Origin of the sequence: Streptomyces sp. NRRL F-5650, assembly GCF_000721365.1 — a bacterium.
Classification (GTDB): Bacteria; Actinomycetota; Actinomycetes; order Streptomycetales; family Streptomycetaceae; genus Streptomyces; species Streptomyces ardesiacus.
The window spans coordinates 62,028-80,074 of sequence record NZ_JOGV01000019.1 but is presented as its reverse complement, the minus strand read 5'-3'; the positions used below and the strand labels follow the sequence as shown (position 1 = coordinate 80,074).

17 protein-coding genes are annotated in these 18,047 nt (G+C 70.1%); 3 read left to right on the top strand and 14 right to left on the bottom strand.

What is annotated here, in order from left to right; all coding sequences use genetic code 11:
- Window position 1: 1 nt before the first annotated feature.
- The 12 genes from nuoL to IG88_RS0119095 all read right to left on the bottom strand — a co-directional run bounded on the left by nuoL (window position 2) and on the right by IG88_RS0119095 (window position 12,932).
- Window positions 2-1,966, bottom strand: coding sequence for an NADH-quinone oxidoreductase subunit L (nuoL, locus tag IG88_RS0119150; RefSeq protein ID WP_031042371.1), 1,965 nt, complete (start codon window positions 1,964-1,966; stop codon window positions 2-4).
- A gap of 11 nt (window positions 1,967-1,977) precedes the next feature.
- Window positions 1,978-2,277: an NADH-quinone oxidoreductase subunit NuoK gene (nuoK, locus tag IG88_RS0119145; protein ID WP_030401737.1), complete on the bottom strand. Its 300-nt coding sequence runs from the start codon at window positions 2,275-2,277 to the stop codon at window positions 1,978-1,980.
- On the bottom strand, window positions 2,274-3,155 hold the full coding sequence (locus tag IG88_RS0119140; protein WP_031042368.1) for an NADH-quinone oxidoreductase subunit J: 882 nt from the start codon (window positions 3,153-3,155) through the stop codon (window positions 2,274-2,276). The genes nuoK and IG88_RS0119140 overlap by 4 nt, the downstream gene beginning before the upstream one ends.
- Window positions 3,152-3,757, bottom strand: a complete 606-nt coding sequence (gene nuoI / locus IG88_RS0119135) for an NADH-quinone oxidoreductase subunit NuoI (protein WP_051851957.1) — start codon at window positions 3,755-3,757, stop codon at window positions 3,152-3,154. The genes IG88_RS0119140 and nuoI overlap by 4 nt, the downstream gene beginning before the upstream one ends.
- A 91-nt stretch (window positions 3,758-3,848) precedes the next feature.
- Window positions 3,849-5,228, bottom strand: a complete 1,380-nt coding sequence (gene nuoH, locus IG88_RS0119130) for an NADH-quinone oxidoreductase subunit NuoH (RefSeq protein ID WP_031042360.1) — start codon at window positions 5,226-5,228, stop codon at window positions 3,849-3,851.
- The gene (locus IG88_RS0119125; RefSeq protein WP_031042358.1) at window positions 5,225-7,729 is read right to left on the bottom strand and encodes an NADH-quinone oxidoreductase subunit G; all 2,505 of its coding nucleotides are present in this window, start codon (window positions 7,727-7,729) and stop codon (window positions 5,225-5,227) included. The genes nuoH and IG88_RS0119125 overlap by 4 nt, the downstream gene beginning before the upstream one ends.
- Window positions 7,726-9,075 (bottom strand): NADH-quinone oxidoreductase subunit NuoF, encoded by a 1,350-nt coding sequence (gene nuoF / locus IG88_RS0119120; RefSeq protein ID WP_199807470.1) that lies wholly within the window; start codon window positions 9,073-9,075, stop codon window positions 7,726-7,728. Before nuoF ends, IG88_RS0119125 begins: the two co-directional genes overlap by 4 nt.
- Window positions 9,072-9,938 carry an NADH-quinone oxidoreductase subunit NuoE gene (nuoE, locus tag IG88_RS0119115; RefSeq protein ID WP_031042352.1) on the bottom strand — a complete coding sequence of 289 codons (867 nt, stop codon included), beginning with the start codon at window positions 9,936-9,938 and terminating at the stop codon, window positions 9,072-9,074. Before nuoE ends, nuoF begins: the two co-directional genes overlap by 4 nt.
- Window positions 9,935-11,257: an NADH-quinone oxidoreductase subunit D gene (locus IG88_RS0119110; RefSeq protein WP_031042349.1), complete on the bottom strand. Its 1,323-nt coding sequence runs from the start codon at window positions 11,255-11,257 to the stop codon at window positions 9,935-9,937. The genes nuoE and IG88_RS0119110 overlap by 4 nt, the downstream gene beginning before the upstream one ends.
- Complete coding sequence (locus tag IG88_RS0119105) at window positions 11,254-12,009, bottom strand: NADH-quinone oxidoreductase subunit C (RefSeq protein WP_031042346.1); 756 nt, start codon at window positions 12,007-12,009, stop codon at window positions 11,254-11,256. The genes IG88_RS0119110 and IG88_RS0119105 overlap by 4 nt, the downstream gene beginning before the upstream one ends.
- Entirely contained in the window at window positions 12,006-12,560 is a 555-nt protein-coding gene (locus IG88_RS0119100) for a NuoB/complex I 20 kDa subunit family protein (RefSeq protein WP_007387566.1), read from the bottom strand. The genes IG88_RS0119105 and IG88_RS0119100 overlap by 4 nt, the downstream gene beginning before the upstream one ends.
- A 12-nt stretch (window positions 12,561-12,572) precedes the next feature.
- Window positions 12,573-12,932, bottom strand: a complete 360-nt coding sequence (locus IG88_RS0119095) for an NADH-quinone oxidoreductase subunit A (protein ID WP_003974383.1) — start codon at window positions 12,930-12,932, stop codon at window positions 12,573-12,575.
- Between the two features lie 788 nt (window positions 12,933-13,720).
- On the opposite strand from IG88_RS0119095, the gene IG88_RS0119090 reads away from it, so the two are divergent.
- Both IG88_RS0119090 and def read left to right on the top strand, forming a co-directional pair.
- Window positions 13,721-14,563 carry a C40 family peptidase gene (locus IG88_RS0119090; protein WP_031042343.1) on the top strand — a complete coding sequence of 281 codons (843 nt, stop codon included), beginning with the start codon at window positions 13,721-13,723 and terminating at the stop codon, window positions 14,561-14,563.
- 130 nt (window positions 14,564-14,693) lie between these two features.
- The gene (def, locus tag IG88_RS0119085; protein ID WP_031042341.1) at window positions 14,694-15,326 is read left to right on the top strand and encodes a peptide deformylase; all 633 of its coding nucleotides are present in this window, start codon (window positions 14,694-14,696) and stop codon (window positions 15,324-15,326) included.
- A gap of 77 nt (window positions 15,327-15,403) precedes the next feature.
- Here the strand turns inward: def and IG88_RS0119080 are convergent, their stop codons facing one another.
- Window positions 15,404-16,696, bottom strand: coding sequence for a geranylgeranyl reductase family protein (locus IG88_RS0119080; RefSeq protein ID WP_031042340.1), 1,293 nt, complete (start codon window positions 16,694-16,696; stop codon window positions 15,404-15,406).
- Window positions 16,697-16,792: 96 nt separating this feature from the next.
- Here IG88_RS0119080 and IG88_RS0119075 point away from each other — a divergent pair, with 96 nt between their 5' ends.
- The gene (locus tag IG88_RS0119075) at window positions 16,793-17,305 is read left to right on the top strand and encodes a GNAT family N-acetyltransferase (protein ID WP_031042339.1); all 513 of its coding nucleotides are present in this window, start codon (window positions 16,793-16,795) and stop codon (window positions 17,303-17,305) included.
- Window positions 17,306-17,330: 25 nt separating this feature from the next.
- Here IG88_RS0119075 and IG88_RS0119070 read toward each other — a convergent pair whose 3' ends face one another.
- Window positions 17,331-18,026 carry a demethylmenaquinone methyltransferase gene (locus IG88_RS0119070; protein WP_031042338.1) on the bottom strand — a complete coding sequence of 232 codons (696 nt, stop codon included), beginning with the start codon at window positions 18,024-18,026 and terminating at the stop codon, window positions 17,331-17,333.
- Window positions 18,027-18,047 lie beyond the last annotated feature (21 nt).

The following is an 18,047-nucleotide window of genomic DNA, read 5'->3' as shown; positions in this document are numbered from 1 at the left end:
ATCAGACCGCCCTCATCAGCAGGGTCGCGGCGACCAGGACCGCCGCACCGCCGAACATCGAGACCGCGTACGAGCGCGCGAAGCCGTTCTGCAGCTTGCGCATCCGCCCGGACAGGCCGCCGAACGAGGCCGCCGTGCCGTTGACGACTCCGTCGACCAGGGTGTGGTCGACGTAGACCAGGGAGCGCGTGAGGTGCTCGCCGCCGCGGACCAGCACGACGTGGTTGAAGTCGTCCTGGAGCAGGTCGCGTCGGGCGGCCCGGGTGAGCAGCGAACCGCGCGGGGCGACGGCCGGGACCGGACGGCGCCCGTACTGCGCCCAGGCGAGGGCGACGCCGACGACCATGCAGGCCACCGTCGCCCCGGTGACCGCACCGGCGCTGATCGGCGAGTCGCCGTGGCTGTGCCCGGTGATGGGCTCCAGCCAGTGCAGGAAGCGGTCGCCGATGCCGAAGAAGGCACCGGCCCCGACCGATCCGACGGCCAGCACGATCATCGGGACCGTCATCAGCCCCGGCGACTCGTGCGGGTGCGGCGGCTCGTACGCGCCGCGCGTCTCGGCGGCGGGCTCCACGTCGGGCTTGGCCGGCGACGGCGTCGGGGCGTTGCGCCAGCGCTCCTCGCCGAAGAACGTCATCAGCATCACGCGCGTCATGTAGTACGCGGTGATGGCCGCGCCCAGCAGGGCGCACGCGCCGAGGATCCAGCCCTCGGTGCCGCCCTTGGCGAACGCCGCCTCGATGATCTTGTCCTTGGAGAAGAAGCCGGACAGGCCCGGGAAGCCGATGATGGCGAGGTAGCCGAGGCCGAAGGTGACGAAGGTGACCGGCATGTACTTGCGCAGTCCGCCGTAACGGCGCATGTCGACCTCGTCGTTCATGCCGTGCATGACGGAGCCGGCGCCGAGGAACAGCCCGGCCTTGAAGAAGCCGTGCGTCACCAGGTGCATGATCGCGAAGACGTAGCCGATCGGGCCGAGGCCGGCGGCCAGCACCATGTAGCCGATCTGCGACATGGTCGAGCCGGCCAGCGCCTTCTTGATGTCGTCCTTGGCACAACCGACGATCGCACCGAAGAGCAGCGTGACCGCGCCCACGATGGTGACCACGAGTTGCGCGTCGGGCGCGCCGTTGAAGATCGCGCCGGAACGGACGATCAGGTACACGCCCGCCGTCACCATGGTCGCGGCGTGGATGAGGGCCGAGACCGGGGTCGGGCCCTCCATCGCGTCCCCGAGCCAGGACTGCAGCGGCACCTGGGCGGACTTGCCGCAGGCGGCGAGCAGCAGCATCAGGGCGATCGCGGTGAGCTTGCCCTCGTCCGCCCCGGCCGCCAGCCCGGCCTCCCCGTGGCCGCCGAGCACCGGCCCGAAGGCGAAGGTGCCGAACCACAGGAACATCAGCATGATGCCGATGGACAGGCCCATGTCGCCGACGCGGTTGACCAGGAAGGCCTTCTTCGCCGCGGTGGCGGCGCTGGGCTTGTGCTGCCAGAAGCCGATGAGCAGGTAGGAGGCGAGACCGACGCCCTCCCAGCCGACGTACAGCAGAAGGTAGTTGTCGGCGAGGACGAGGATCAGCATCGCCGCGAGGAACAGGTTCAGGTAGCCGAAGAAGCGGCGGCGCCGCTCGTCGTGCTCCATGTACGCGACCGAGTACAGGTGGATGAGCGAGCCGACGCCCGTGATCAGCAGGACGAACGTCATCGACAACTGGTCGAGCCGGAAGGCGACGTCGGCCTGGAATCCCTCCACCGGGATCCATCTGAACAGGTGCTGCGTCAGGGTGCGGTCGTCGGCGGCGCTGCCGAGCAGGTCGGCGAAGAGGACGACGCCGATCACGAAGGACACGGCGGCCAGCAGGGTGCCGATCCAGTGGCCGACCGCGTCCAGCCGGCGTCCGCCGCACAGCAGGACGACAGCTCCCAGCAGGGGCGCCGCCACCAGCAGCGCAATCAGGTTCTCCACGTTTCAGCCCCTTACAGCTTCATCAGGCTGGCGTCGTCGACCGAGGCCGAGTGGCGGGAACGGAACAGGGACACGATGATCGCGAGCCCCACCACGACCTCCGCGGCGGCGACGACCATCGTGAAGAACGCGATGATCTGGCCGTCCAGGTTGCCGTGCATCCGGGAGAAGGCGACGAACGCGAGGTTGCAGGCGTTGAGCATCAGCTCGACGCACATGAACACCACGATCGCGTTGCGCCGGACCAGCACGCCGGTGGCACCGATCGTGAACAACAGGGCCGCGAGGTAGAGGTAGTTGACGGGATTCACTTCGACGCCTCCTCGGACCTCTTCGAGTCGGACGGCTGCTCGGGCCGCCGCTCGCCCCGGCCGGAGCCCGCGGGACCGACCGCCTTGCGCTCCAGCCGCTCCTCGGCCCGCTGCTCGAGCGCCTTCAGGTCGTTCAGCGCCTCCATCGACACGTCGCGGATCTGGCCGCGGTCGCGCAGGGTCTTGCTGACGGTCAGCTCGGACGGGGTGCCGTCGGGCAGCAGGCCGGCGATGTCGACCGCGTTGTGCCGGGCGTACACGCCGGGCGCCGGCAGCGGCGGCAGGTACTCGCCGTCGCGTACGCGCTGCTCGGACAGCTCGCGCTGGGTCCGGGCGCGCTCGGTGCGTTCGCGGTGGGTGAGCACCATGGCGCCGACGGCCGCCGTGATCAGCAGCGCGCCGGTGATCTCGAAGGCGAAGACGTACCTGGTGAAGATGAGGGACGCGATGCCCTCCACGTTGCCGTTGGCGTTGGCCTGGCCGAGGCCGGTGAACTGGGTGAGGGAGGCGTTGCCGATGCCCGCGAGCAGCAGGATGCCGAAGCCGAGCCCGCAGAGCAGGGCCAGCCAGCGCTGCCCCTTGATGGTCTCCTTCAGCGAGTCCGCCGCGGTGACGCCGACGAGCATCACCACGAACAGGAACAGCATCATGATGGCGCCGGTGTAGACGACGATCTGCACGATGCCCAGGAAGTAGGCGCCGTTGGCGAGGTAGAAGACCGCCAGGACGATCATGGTGCCGGCGAGGCACAGCGCGCTGTGCACGGCCTTCTTCATGAAGACGGTGCACAGGGCGCCGATCACCGCCACCGTGCCGAGGATCCAGAACTGGACGGCCTCTCCGGTGGAGGTCGAGTAGGCGGCGAGCTGCGCGCTCATCGGCGGATCACCTCCTCGGAGGCCGGCTCGGTCCCGCCGAAGGTCGAGTCGCCCTCCTGGACGACCTCTCCCTTGGAGTGGGCGACCTGCTGGACCGTGCCGGGCGCCGCCTCGGTCACCAAACCCCGGTAGTAGTCCTGCTCGTCCATGCCCGGGTAGATGGCGTGGGGCGAGTCGACCATGCCCTCCTCGAGACCGGCGAGCAACTGGTCCTTGGTGAAGATGAGGTTGGCGCGGCTGGAGTCGGCCAGCTCGAACTCGTTGGTCATCGTCAGCGCGCGCGTGGGGCACGCCTCGATGCACAGGCCGCACAGGATGCAGCGGGCGTAGTTGATCTGGTACACGCGGCCGTACCGCTCGCCCGGCGAGTAGCGCTCCTCGTCGGTGTTGTCCGCGCCCTCCACGTAGATGGCGTCGGCGGGACAGGCCCAGGCGCACAGCTCGCAGCCGACGCACTTCTCCAGGCCGTCCGGATGGCGGTTGAGCTGGTGCCGTCCGTGGAAGCGCGGAGCGGTGGTCTTCTTCTGCTCCGGGTACTGCTCGGTCAGCCGCTTCTTGAACATGGCCTTGAAGGTCACGCCGAAGCCGGCCACCGGGTTCATGAAACCGGGTTCGGTCCCCTTGGGTTCCACGTGTTCCGTGTCTTCCCTGTGCTCCTTGTGTTCCTGGTGTTCCTGGTGTTCCTGGTGTTCCTCAGCCATCGGACGCCTCCTTTCCATCCGTAGATCCGCCCACGGGTCCGTCACTGTGAGTATCGGGCCCACCACTGACAATCAGCTCCCGCTCCCGGCGGGGACGGCGCCGGGGCACCGGTGGCACCTGCTGTCCGGGCATCGGCGGCACGGGGAACCCGCCGGCCATCGGGTCGAACGCGCCGTCGGTCTCCTCCGGCCGTCCGGCGGCCTTCGCGCCCCTGTCGCGGTACAGGTCGGCGAGGACGGACAACAGCAGCAGCACCAGGACGCCGCCGCCGATGTAGAGGGCGATGTCGCTGAAGCCGTAGTTCTCGTTCCTGAGCGCCCGCACGGTCGCGACCAGCATCAGCCAGACCAGGGAGACCGGGATGAGGACCTTCCAGCCGAGTTTCATCAACTGGTCGTAGCGCACCCGGGGAAGGGTGCCGCGCAGCCAGATGAAGAAGAACAGCAGTAGCTGGACCTTGACCACGAACCAGAGCAGCGGCCACCAGCCGTGGTTGGCGCCCTCCCAGAAGGTGCTGATCGGCCAGGGGGCCCGCCAGCCGCCGAGGAACAGCGTGGTGGCGACCGCCGAGACCGTCACCATGTTCACGTACTCGGCGAGCATGAACATCGCGAACTTGATCGACGAGTACTCGGTGTTGAAGCCGCCCACCAGGTCGCCCTCGGACTCGGGCATGTCGAAGGGGGCGCGGTTGGTCTCGCCGACCATCGTGACGATGTAGAGGATGAAGGAGACCGGCAGCAGCACGATGTACCAGCGGTCGGTCTGCTGGGCGACGATCTCCGAGGTGGACATGGAACCGGAGTAGAGGAACACCGAGGCGAACGCGGCGCCCATCGCGATCTCGTAGGAGATCATCTGCGCGCAGGAGCGCAGTCCGCCGAGCAGCGGGTACGTCGATCCGGAGCTCCAGCCGGCGAGCACGATGCCGTAGATGCCGACCGAGGCGACCGCCAGGATGAACAGCATGGCGATCGGCAGGTCGGTGAGCTGCATGGCGGTGCGGTGGCCGAAGATCGAGACCTCGTTGCCGGCCGGCCCGAAGGGGATCACCGCGATCGCCATGAAGGCGGGGACCGCCGCCACGACCGGCGCCAGGATGTACACCGCCTTGTCGGCGCGCTTGACGACGACGTCTTCCTTGAGCATCAGTTTGATGCCGTCGGCGAGCGACTGGAGCATGCCCCAGGGACCGTGCCGGTTCGGGCCGATGCGCAACTGCATCCAGGCAACGACCTTGCGCTCCCACACGATGGAGAACAGCACGGTCACCATCAGGAAGGCGAAGCAGAACACCGCCTTGACGACCACCAGCCACCAGGGGTCGGTGCCGAACATCGACAGGTCTTCAGCGGCGAGGTACGGGCTCATGCCTCCACCTCCTTGGGGGCGGCGCCCTCGGGCGTCGCCGGACCGATGCGGACGAGGGTTCCGGGCAGCACCCCGGCGTCGGAGGCGACGCCGGTGCCGGCCGAGTTCAGCGGCAGCCAGACCACCCGGTCGGGCATCTCGGTGACCTGCAGCGGGAAGGAGACGACTCCGGCGGGACCGGTCACGGCGAGGACGTCGCCGTCCTTGACACCCGCCTCGGCGGCCGTGGCGGCCGACACGCGCGCGCGTGCGGCGTGCCGGGTGCCGGCCAGCGCCTCGTCGCCCTGCTGCAGCAGCCCCTGGTCGAGCAGCAGCCGGTGCCCGGCCAGTACGGCCTCTCCGGCGGCCGGCCGGGGCAGCGCGCTCGCGGTCTGCAGCGGCTCACCGGCCCGCGGCCCGTCCCAGGCTCCGAGCCGGTCGATCTCCGCGCGCGTGGTGCGCAGATCGGGCAGACCGAGGTGTACGTCCATGGCGTCGGCCAGCATCTGCAGGACGCGGGCGTCGGCGGGCACCGTACGACGGGTCATCTGGTCGGGCTTGAGCGCGGCCTCGAAGAAGCGCACCCTGCCCTCCCAGTTGAGGAAGGTGCCGGGCTTCTCGGCGACCGCGGCGACGGGCAGGACCACGTCGGCGCGTTCGGTGACCTCGGTGGGCCGCAGCTCCAGCGACACCACGAACCCGGCCTCGTCGAGTGCCGCACGCGCGCGCGTGGGGTCCGGCAGGTCGGCGACCTCGACGCCCGCCACGAGCAGCGCCTGGAGCTCGCCCCGGGCCGCGGCCTCGACGATCTCGCCGGTGTCGCGGCCGTAGCGGTGCGGGAGGTCGGCCAGGCCCCACAGGGCGGCGACCTCCTCACGCGCGCGCGGGTCGGTCGCCGGGCGCCCGCCGGGCAGCAGCGACGGCAGCGCGCCCGCCTCGATCGCGCCCCGTTCCCCGGCCCGGCGCGGGATCCACACCAGCCGGGCGCCGGTGGCGGCGGCGGTCCGGACGGCGGAGGTGAGGCCGCCGGCCACGGACGCCAGCCGCTCGCCCACGACGATCACGGCGCCCTCGGCGCGCAGTGCCTCGGCCGCCTGCGTGCCGCCGTCCTCCAGGCCCACGCCGCTGGCGAGGGCGTCCAGCCACTCGGTCTCGGTGCCGGGAGCGGCGGGGAGCAGGGTGCCGCCGGCCTTCTCCAGGCCCCGCGTGGCGTGCGTGGCCAGCGAGAAGACCCGCTGCCCGTGCTTGCGCCAGGCCTTGCGCAGTCTGAGGAAGACGCCGGGTGCCTCCTCCTCGGCCTCGAAGCCGACCAGTAGGACGGCGGGCGCCTTCTCCAGCGACGTGTAGGTGACGCCGGTGCCGTCGAGGTCACGGCCGCGCCCGGCGATCCGGGCGGCCAGGAAGTCGGCCTCCTCGGCGCTGTGCACGCGCGCGCGGAAGTCGATGTCGTTGGTGTCGAGCGCCACGCGGGCGAACTTGCTGTAGGCGTAGGCGTCCTCGACGGTGAGCCGCCCCCCGGTCAGGACGCCGGTGCGGCCCCTGGAGGCGAGCAGTCCCTGCGCGGCGATCTGCAGCGCCTCCGGCCAGGAGGCGGGCTCCAGTTCGCCCTCCGCGTTGCGCACCAGCGGGGTGGTGAGCCGGTCGCGCTGCTGGGCGTAGCGGAAGCCGAAGCGCCCCTTGTCGCAGATCCACTCCTCGTTGACCTCGGGGTCCTCGGCCGCCAGGCGCCGCATGACCTTGCCGCGCCGGTGGTCGGTGCGGGTCGCGCAGCCGCCGGAGCAGTGCTCGCACACCGACGGCGAGGAGATCAGGTCGAAGGGGCGGGAGCGGAAGCGGTAGGCCGCCGACGTGAGGGCGCCGACCGGGCAGATCTGGATGGTGTTGCCGGAGAAGTACGACTCGAAGGGGTCGCCCTCGCCGGTGCCGACCTGCTGGAGCGCGCCCCGCTCGATCAGCTCGATCATCGGGTCGCCCGCGATCTGGTTGGAGAACCGGGTGCAGCGGGCGCACAGCACGCAGCGCTCGCGGTCGAGCAGGACCTGCGTGGAGATCGGTACGGGCTTCTCGTAGGTCCGCTTCCTGCCCTCGAAGCGGGAGTCGGCCTGGCCGTGCGACATGGCCTGGTTCTGCAGCGGGCACTCGCCGCCCTTGTCGCAGACCGGGCAGTCCAGCGGGTGGTTGATGAGCAGCAGCTCCATCACACCGTGCTGGGCCTTCTCGGCGACGGGCGAGGTGAGCTGGGTCTTCACCACCATCCCGTCGGTGCAGGTGATGGTGCAGGACGCCATGGGCTTGCGCTGGCCCTCGACCTCGACGATGCACTGGCGGCACGCGCCGGCCGGGTCGAGGAGGGGGTGGTCGCAGAACCGGGGGATCTCGATGCCGAGCTGCTCGGCGGCCCGGATGACCAGGGTGCCCTTGGGCACGCTGATCTCGGCGCCGTCGATCGTCAGCGATACGAGGTCCTCCGGCGGGACCGCCGCCTCTCCCCCTCCCGAGGGAGCATTGGTGGTCACAGTCATGCCTTCACCTCCGTGCGGTCGGCCCAGGCCGTCGACTTGGCCGGGTCGAAGGGGCAGCCGCGGCCCGTGATGTGCTCCTCGTACTCCTCGCGGAAGTACTTGAGCGAGGAGAAGATCGGCGAGGCGGCACCGTCGCCGAGGGCGCAGAAGGACTTGCCGTTGATGTTGTCGGCGATGTCGTTCAGCTTGTCGAGGTCGGACATCCGGCCCTTGCCGTCCTCGATGTCGCGCAGCAACTGCACGAGCCAGTACGTGCCTTCGCGGCAGGGTGTGCACTTGCCGCAGGACTCGTGGGCGTAGAACTCGGTCCAGCGGGTGACGGCCCGTACGACGCAGGTCGTCTCGTCGAAGCACTGGAGCGCCTTGGTGCCGAGCATGGAACCGGCGGCACCCACCCCTTCGTAGTCGAGGGGGACGTCGAGGTGCTCGTCGGTGAACATCGGTGTGGAGGAGCCGCCGGGCGTCCAGAACTTGAGGCGGTGGCCGGGGCGCATGCCGCCGCTCATGTCGAGGAGCTGGCGCAGCGTGATGCCGAGCGGGGCCTCGTACTGGCCGGGTCCGGCGACGTGGCCGCTGAGCGAGTAGAGCGTGAAGCCCGGGGACTTCTCGCTGCCCATCGACCTGAACCAGTCCTTGCCCTTGTTCAGGATCGCGGGAACCGAAGCGATCGATTCGACGTTGTTCACCACAGTCGGGCAGGCATAGAGGCCGGCCACAGCAGGAAAGGGGGGACGGAGCCGCGGTTGACCCCGGCGGCCTTCGAGCGAGTCGAGCAGTGCGGTCTCCTCACCGCAGATGTACGCGCCCGCGCCCGCGTGCACGGTGAGTTCGAGGTCGAGTCCACTGCCCAGGATGTTCTCGCCGAGGAAGCCGGCCTCGTGGGCCTCGCGCACGGCCTCGTGCAACCGCCGCAGCACTGGGACGACTTCACCACGCAGGTAGATGAAGGCATGCGAAGACCTGATGGCGTAGCACGCGATGACGATGCCCTCGATGAGGCTGTGCGGGTTCGCGAAGAGGAGCGGGATGTCCTTGCAGGTCCCCGGCTCCGACTCGTCGGCGTTGACAACTAGATAGTGAGGCTTGCCGTCCCCCTGGGGAATGAACTGCCACTTCATCCCCGTCGGGAACCCGGCACCGCCGCGTCCGCGCAGACCGGACTCCTTGACGTACGCGATCAGGTCGTCCGGCGCCATGGCCAGCGCCTTGCGGAGCCCCTCGTACCCCTCGTGCCTCCGGTAGACGTCGAGAGTCCACGACTCGTCCTCGTCCCAGAAGGCCGACAGCACGGGTGCGAGCAGCTTCTCCGGGCTGCTGCCCCTGATCTCGGCTGCCACGGTCATCACTCCCCCTCCTCGGCGGTGGGCCCTGCCGGGTGGGCCGGGTCGGATGCCGACGTGTCCTGCGGCGCGTCGTGCGAGCTGAGGTGTTCCGTGGGCGACGGGTCGTGCACGTCCCGGGGCGCGTCGTGCGGCCCGCCGTCCCGCGGGTGCACCACACGCGCGGCGGGCGCCTCGCCCTTGGCGAGCTTGAGCCCGGCCAGGGAGGCGGGACCCGCGCTGCCGCCGGCCGCGACGGCGCCGTCCCGCTCGTCGGGGAAGCCCGCCAGGATCCGGGCGGTCTCCTTGAAGGTGCACAGCGGCGCACCGCGCGTGGGCGTCACCGGCCGTCCCGCGCGCAGGTCGTCGACGAGTGCCTTGGCGCTCGCCGGGGTCTGGTTGTCGAAGAACTCCCAGTTGACCATCACGACCGGTGCGAAGTCGCAGGCCGCGTTGCACTCGATGTGCTCCAGGGTGACCTTGCCGTCCTCGGTCGTCCCGCCGTTGCCGACGCCCAGGTGCTCCTGGAGGGACTCGAAGATGGCGTCGCCGCCCATGACGGCGCACAGCGTGTTGGTGCACACGCCGACCTGGTAGTCGCCGCTCGGCCCCCGCCGGTACATGGTGTAGAAGGTGGCGACCGCGGTGACCTCGGCGGTGGTGAGGTCCAGCACGTCCGCGCAGAACTGCATTCCGGTGCGCGTGACGTGTCCCTCCTCCGACTGCACGAGGTGCAGCAGCGGCAGGAGGGCGGACCGGGAGTCCGGGTAGCGGGCGACGATCTCGCGCGCGTCGGTCTCCAGCCGGGCCCGGACGTCGTCCGGGTAGGCGGGCGCGGGCAGTTCCGGCATGCCCAGGCTGACGCCCCGCTCCGAAGAAGAGGTGGTCACCGGTCGACGCCTCCCATCACGGGGTCGATGGACGCCACGGCCACGATGACGTCGGCGACCTGGCCGCCCTCGCACATCGCCGCCATGGCCTGAAGGTTGGTGAAGGACGGGTCGCGGAAGTGGACCCGGAAGGGGCGGGTGCCGCCGTCGGAGACGACGTGCACCCCGAGTTCGCCCTTGGGCGACTCGACCGCCGTGTACGCCTGTCCCGGCGGCACCCGGAAGCCCTCGGTGACCAGCTTGAAGTGGTGGATCAGGGCCTCCATGGAGGTGCCCATGATCTTCTTGATGTGGTCGAGGGAGTTGCCCAGGCCGTCCGGTCCCAGGGCGAGCTGGGCGGGCCAGGCGATCTTCTTGTCGGCGACCATGACCGGGCCGGGCTCCAGCCGGTCCAGGCACTGCTCGATGATGCGCAGCGACTGGCGCATCTCCTCCAGCCGGATCAGGAAGCGGCCGTAGGAGTCGCAGGTGTCGGCGGTCGGGACGTCGAAGTCGTAGGTCTCGTAGCCGCAGTACGGCTGGGACTTGCGCAGGTCGTGCGGCAGGCCGGTGGACCTGAGGATCGGGCCGGTGGCGCCGAGGGCCATGCAGCCGGCCAGATCGAGGTAGCCGACGTCCTGCATGCGGCCCTTGAAGATGGGGTTCCCGGTGAAGAGCTTGTCGTACTCCGGGAGGTTCTTCTTCATCTTCTTCACCAGCTCGCGCATCTGGTCCACCGCGCCGGGCGGCAGGTCCTGGGCGAGCCCGCCCGGGCGGACGAACGCGTGGTTCATCCGCAGGCCGGTGATCAGCTCGAAGACGTCGAGGACCAGTTCGCGGTCGCGGAAGCCGTAGATCATGACCGTGGTGGCGCCCAGCTCCATGCCGCCGGTGGCGATGGCCACCAGGTGCGAGGAGAGCCGGTTCAGTTCCATCAGCAGGACCCGGACGACCGTGGCCCGGTCGGGGATCTGGTCCTCGATGCCGAGGAGTTTCTCGACGCCCAGGCAGTACGCCGTCTCGTTGAAGAACGGCGTCAGGTAGTCCATGCGCGTCACGAACGTGGTGCCCTGCGTCCAGTTCCGGTACTCGAGATTCTTCTCGATTCCGGTGTGCAGGTAGCCGATGCCGCAGCGGGCCTCGGTGACCGTCTCGCCGTCGATCTCCAGGATGAGGCGGAGCACGCCGTGCGTGGAGGGGTGCTGCGGGCCCATGTTGACGACGATGCGCTCGTCGTCGGCGCGGGCGGCGGACTGGACGACCTCGTCCCAGTCGCCGCCGGTGACCGTGTAGACGGTGCCCTCGGTGGTCTCGCGAGGGGATGCGTGCGAAGTGCTCACGAGTACGACCTCCGCTGGTCCGGAGCCGGGATCTGGGCGCCCTTGTACTCGACGGGGATGCCGCCGAGGGGGTAGTCCTTGCGCTGCGGGAAGCCCTGCCAGTCGTCCGGCATCATGATCCGCGTCAGGGCCGGGTGGCCGTCGAAGACGATGCCGAAGAAGTCGTACGTCTCGCGCTCGTGCCAGTCGTTCGTCGGATAGACCGAGAACAGCGACGGGATGTGCGGGTCGGCGTCGGGCGCGCTGACTTCGAGGCGGATCATCCGGTTGTGGGTGATCGAGCGCAGGTGGTAGACGGCGTGCAGCTCGCGGCCCTTGTCGTGCGGGTAGTGGACGCCGCTGACGCCGGTGCACAGTTCGAAGCGCAGCGCCGGGTCGTCGCGCAGGGTGCGGGCGACGCGGACCAGGTGCTCGCGCTCGATGTGGAAGGTCAGCTCGCCGCGGTCGACGACCGTCTTCCCGATGGCGTTGTCGGGCAGCAGTCCCTGTTCCTCCAGTGCGCCCTCCAGCTCGTCGGCGACCTCGTCGAACCAGCCGCCGTAGGGCCTGCTCGCCGGTCCGGGAAGCCGGACGGAGCGGACCAGGCCGCCGTAACCGGAGGTGTCGCCGCCGTTGTTGGCGCCGAACATGCCGCGCTGGACGCGGATCTCCTCGCCGCCCTGGCCCCGCTGGCCGGGGAGGTTCTCCGCGGACAGGTCCTTCTCGGGGTTGACCTCGTTCGCGTCACCCGGGGTGTTGTGGGCGTCACTCACCGCAGCAGCCCCTTCATCTCGATGGTGGGCAGGGCCTTGAGCGCCGCCTCCTCCGCCTCGCGGGCCGCCTCCTCGGCGTTCACCCCGAGCTTGGAGCTCTGGATCTTCTGGTGGAGCTTGAGGATGGCGTCCAGCAGCATCTCGGGCCGCGGCGGGCAGCCGGGGAGGTAGATGTCGACCGGGACGACGTGGTCGACGCCCTGGACGATGGCGTAGTTGTTGAACATGCCGCCCGAGGAGGCGCAGACCCCCATGGAGATGACCCACTTCGGGTTCGGCATCTGGTCGTAGACCTGCCGCAGCACCGGCGCCATCTTCTGGCTGACCCGGCCGGCGACGATCATCAGGTCCGCCTGCCGCGGCGAGCCGCGGAAGACCTCCATGCCGAAGCGCGCCATGTCGTAGCGGCCTGCGCCGGTGGTCATCATCTCGATGGCGCAGCAGGCGAGACCGAACGTGGCCGGGAAGACGGACGACTTGCGCACCCAGCCCGCGGCCTGCTCGACGGTGGTCAGCAGGAAGCCGCTCGGCAGTTTTTCTTCGAGTCCCATGTCAAAGGCCCCTCAGTCCCATTCCAGGCCGCCGCGCCGCCATACGTACGCGTACGCGACGAAGACGGTGAGCACGAAGAGCAGCATCTCCACGAGCCCGAAAATCCCCAGGGCGTCGAAGGTGACGGCCCAGGGGTAGAGGAAGACGATCTCGATATCGAAGATGATGAAGAGCATCGCCGTCAGGTAGTACTTGATGGGGAAGCGCCCGCCGCCGGCCGGCGTGGGGGTCGGCTCGATGCCGCACTCGTAGGCCTCGAGCTTCGCCCGGTTGTACCGCTTCGGACCGATCAGCGTGGCCATCACCACGGAGAAGATCGCAAAGCCTGCCCCGAGGGCTCCCAGTACGAGGATGGGCGCATACGCGTTCACCGCTCCTCGCTCCTCTCAGTCGGCACTGACTGCTGGCGGTTGCACTGGGCTCACAGCCGCCCCAACTGCCCCACGAGCCCCGCCCGTCCCGACGAAGATCGCGAACATGTGAAGCAGGTCACAAGCCCAACTGCCTCGCATCCTATGCCCGACGCTCTGTGATCTGCGACACGGGGTATCGCACAAGCTTTGTGATCTCCACCACCTGACGAACGATCATGAAGTCGGATGAGCAGTGATCTTCACACAAGAAGCGTTCACCTGATCACCAGAGGTGACAATCTCGCTCGTCACCCCTGGCCAGAGGGGCCCGACGAAGGGCGTCTCAATATCAAGATTCTTCTCTTGCATGCAAATTGGCGCTGGACGCACGACCTTGATAGAGGGCGCGTTCACACATCGGAGGGAGGGCCCGGGGGCGATGTGGACACGTGCACGCGTTCACGAGCGACGGACGGGCGACGAGTGGGTGACGGGTGAGCGATGCCGGGCCGCCCCGCACGCGACGGACGCAGGCGCCGGAGTAACCGTTCCGTGACCTGTGCCACATTCATGAGAGGCGTCTGAGAACCGGGCTTGGCCAAGTGTCTCAACAAGTGGTAAGCGCGGGGCAATTCGGGCGTAACGATCAAAGGCCGTGATCACAGGCCGGTTACGGCCCGTCCGCAATGTCCGTTACGGCGTCAATAAAGAGCGACACGCCCGGGATTCAACGGGTCGGTTGAACAACTGTGGCGCAGGACACGTTTCTTGAAGGTATGGAGGAGCTACTGATACCGGTTGTCCCTATGTCCCACACCGCTCACATACGCAGCCACCGGAAGCCCCGCCGCAGCGCGTCGACGATCGCGATGCGGACCGGAGTTGCCGGTGGCGTCCTCAGCACCCTGGCAGTGGCCGGTGCGTCGGGGGCGGCCCACGCGGCCGAACCGGTGACGCAGACCCTCGAACTGCCCACCCTGACGGCCGATCTGGCCGCTCAGGTCGCCCAGTCCGCGGACGTCACGCAGCAGGCGGCCGCGAGCTACGAGCTGCAGGCCGAGCGTGACGCGGCGGCCGCGAAGGCCGCCAAGCAGGCCAAGGCCGACCTCGCCGAGGCCAAGAAGAAGGCCGCGGAAGCCAAGAAGAAGGCCGAGGAGGCCGCGCGCAAGGAGGCCGCCGAGCGCGCCTCGCGCACCGCCGAGCGCGCCACCCTGAGCGCCTCCGCGGACACCGGGTCCTCCTCCACCGGCAGCGGCACCGGCGCCGGCACCAGCACCAGCACCTCCACGGCCACCGGTTCGGCCGCCGCCGTGGTCTCCTTCGTGCAGGCCCAGGTCGGCAAGGCGTACGTCTCCGGCGCCACCGGCCCCTCCGCCTACGACTGCTCGGGTCTCGTGCAGGCCGCCTTCAAGCAGGTCGGCATCAGCCTCCCGCGCGTCTCCCAGGCCCAGTCGACGGCCGGCACCCAGGTCGGCCTGGACAACCTCCAGCCGGGCGACATCCTGTACTGGGGCGGCGCGGGCAGCGCCTACCACGTCGGTGTCTACGTCGGCGGCGGCATGTTCGTCGGCGCGCAGAACTCCTCCACCGGTGTCGTCCAGAAGCCGCTCTCCTACGACCCGCCGAGCGGCGCGGTGCGCGTGCTGTAATCCGCGCCCACCCGTACCCGCGAAAAGGGCCGCAGCCGCTCGGGGGCTGCGGCCCTTCGCCGGCTCCTGGCATGCTCGGGCGCGGGCCGGTCCCCTCCGGCCCGTCCACGAGAGCCTGGGAGAGAACGTCATGCCGAGTGTGTTCGTACAGGGGCGTCCCACCGCCTCCTACCCCCCGTTCGCGCCCGAGGCCCGGCGCGGATCGGTGCGGCGCGTCACCGAGGTCGGCGAGGAGGTGCTGCACCGGCCGTGCCGTGACGTCACGGAGTTCGGGCCGGACCTCGCCGCGCTCATCGACGACATGTTCCGCACGATGTACGTCGCGGAGGGTGCCGGGCTGGCGGCCAATCAGGTCGGGGTCGACCTGCGCCTGTTCGTCTACGACTGCCCGGACGACGACGGCGTCCGGCATGTCGGACACGTCGTCAACCCGGTCCTGGAGCCCCTCGACCCGGCCGCGCGGCGGCTGCTGGACGAGGGCGAGGGGTGCCTGTCGGTGCCGGGCGCCGTCATGGCCGTACCGCGGCCCGACCGGGCCGTCGTGCGGGGCCTGGACAAGGACGGCGCTCCCCTCGTCGTCGAGGGCACCGGCTACTTCGCGCGCTGCCTCGCCCACGAGACCGACCACGTGAACGGACAGGTCTACCTGGACCGGCTCTCCGGCCGGGAGCGGAAGGCGGCGCTGCGGCAGTCGGCGGAGCGGCGCGAGGAGGTCTTCGCGCGGCGCTCCGCCAACGCGGCGGCCTTCACCGCCTCGGCCTGAGCAATCCCCACGGCCCGGCATCCGGTCGGGCCGTGGGCTCGGTCCCTGGGCTCGGGCCGAGGGCGCTGACCGCCGGTTCACGCCTTCGGCGCGACCTTGCTCAGTCCGTTGATGATGCGGTCCATCGCGTCGCCGCCCGTCGGGTCGGTCAGGTTGGCCAGCATCTTCAGGGTGAACTTCATCAGGATCGGGTGGGTGAGGCCGCGCTGGGTCGCGATCTGCATGACCTTCGGGTTGCCGATGAGCTTCACGAAGGCCCGGCCCAGCGAGTAGTAGCCGCCGTAGGTGTCCTTGAGGACGCGCGGGTAGCGCTGCAGGGCGACCTCGCGCTGGGCCGGCGTGGCCCGCGCGTGGGCCTGGACGACGACGTCGGCGGCGATCTGGCCGGACTCCATGGCGTAGGCGATGCCCTCGCCGTTGAAGGGGTTCACCAGGCCGCCGGCGTCGCCGACGAGAAGCAGGCCCTTGGTGTAGTGGGGCTGGCGGTTGAAGGCCATGGGCAGGGCGGCGCCGCGGATCGGGCCGGTCATGTTGTCCGGGGTGTAGCCCCAGTCCTCGGGCATGGACGCGCACCAGGCCTTGAGGATCTCGCGCCAGTCCAGTTCCTTGAAGGCGGCGGAGGTGTTGAGGACGCCGAGGCCGACGTTCGAGGTGCCGTCGCCCATGCCGAAGATCCAGCCGTAGCCGGGCAGCAGGCGGTCCTGCGGGCCGCGCCGGTCCCACAGTTCCAGCCAGGACTCCAGGTAGTCGTCGTCGTGGCGGGGCGAGGTGAAGTACGTGCGCACCGCGACGCCCATGGGCCGGTCCTCGCGGCGGTGCAGGCCCATCGCCAGGGACAGCCGCGTGGAGTTGCCATCGGCGGCCACGACCAGCGGCGCGTGGAAGGTGACCTCCCGCTTGTCCTCGCCCAGCTTGGCGTGGACGCCGGTGATGCGGCCGGTGCGGTCGTCGACGATCGGGGCGCCGACGTTGCAGCGCTCGTGCAGCCGGGCACCGGCCTTCTGGGCCTGCCGGGCGAGCTGCTCGTCGAAGTCGTCGCGCTTGCGGACGAGCCCGTAGTCGGGGAAGGAGGCCAGGTCCGGCCAGTCGAGCTGGAGCCGGGAGCCGCCGCCGATGATGCGCAGGCCCTTGTTGCGCAGCCAGCCCGCCTCCTCGGAGATGTCGATGCCCATGGCGACGAGCTGTTTGACCGCGCGCGGGGTGAGGCCGTCGCCGCAGACCTTCTCCCTGGGGAACGCGGTCTTCTCGAGGAGCAGGACGTCGAGTCCCGACCTGGCCAGGTGGTACGCGGTGGTGGAGCCGGCCGGCCCCGCGCCCACGACGATGACGTCGGCGGTGTTCTCGGAGAGCGGCTCAGTCTCGACGGTCACGGCGGGATCTCCCCAAGTTCGGAATCTGCGTGCCGACCGGCACTGGTCATGGGCAGTCTATTCAGCGTCACCACCACCCGGCTGAAGGGCTGCCCAGTGAAGCGACCTCTCCCCGCCGTACGGTTGCGCGTCCCCACCGACGAGGACGCCGTCGCCTGGCACCGGATCTTCGACGACCCGGACGTCATGGAGTTCCACGGCGGGCGCGCCGCGGAGCTGTCCGTCTACGAGGAACTGACCGCCCGCCAGCGCCGGCACGACGCCGAGCACGGCTTCTGCCTGTGGACCATGGTGGACGACGCCGGGCAGGTCATAGGGTTCACCGGTGCCCAGCCGTGGCCGGGGGACTGGGGGCCCGAGGGGGAGATCGAGATCGGCTGGCGGCTCGGGCGCCGGTACTGGGGGAACGGCTACGTCACGGCCGCGGCCCGGGAGACCGTCCGGCGGCTGCGGGCGGCCGGGGTGCCGGAGGTGGTCGCGATGGTCGACGCGCGCAACACCCGGTCCATCGCCGTCACCCAGCGCCTGGGCATGCGGCTGGGCGAGGTCTTCACGATCCCGTCCTCCGAGCGGCGGGGGCGCTGCTACCGCCTCTCCCTGCACGCGTAGCGGGCCACCAGCACACCGCGCGCCGTCAGTCGCCCTTGAACCCCCGGTGCAGTGTCACCACGCCGCCCGTCAGGTTGCGCCACGCCACCCTGGACCAGCCGGCCCCGCCCAGCCGCCGGGCGAGCGCCGCCTGGTCGGGCCAGGCGCGGATGGACTCGGCGAGGTAGACGTACGCGTCGGGGTTGGACGACACCGCCCGGGCGACCGGCGGCAGGGCGCGCATCAGGTACTCGGTGTAGACGGTGCGGAACGGCGCCCAGGTCGGGTGCGAGAACTCGCAGATGACGACCCGGCCGCCGGGCCGCGTCACCCGGTACATCTCGCGCAGCGCCGCGTCCGTGTCCTGGACGTTGCGCAGCCCGAAGGAGATGGTGACGGCGTCGAAGACGTCGTCCCTGAACGGCAGCCGGGTCGCGTCGCCCGCGGTGAACGGCAGCCAGGAGTGCCGTTCCTTGCCGACCTGGAGCATGCCCTGGGAGAAGTCGCAGGGGACGACGTACGCGCCGGTGCGGGCGAAGGGCAGCGACGAGGTCGCCGTGCCGGCCGCCAGGTCGAGGACCTTCTGCGCCGGGCGGGCGTCGACGGCCTGGGCGACCGCCTTGCGCCACGCCCGGTCCTGGCCGAGCGAGAGCACGGCGTTCGTCAGGTCGTACCGTTCCGCGACGTGGTCGAACATCGAGGCGACTTCGTGCGGCTGCTTGTTCAGGGAAGCGCGGGTCACGGGCCCATTGTTGCAGCACCC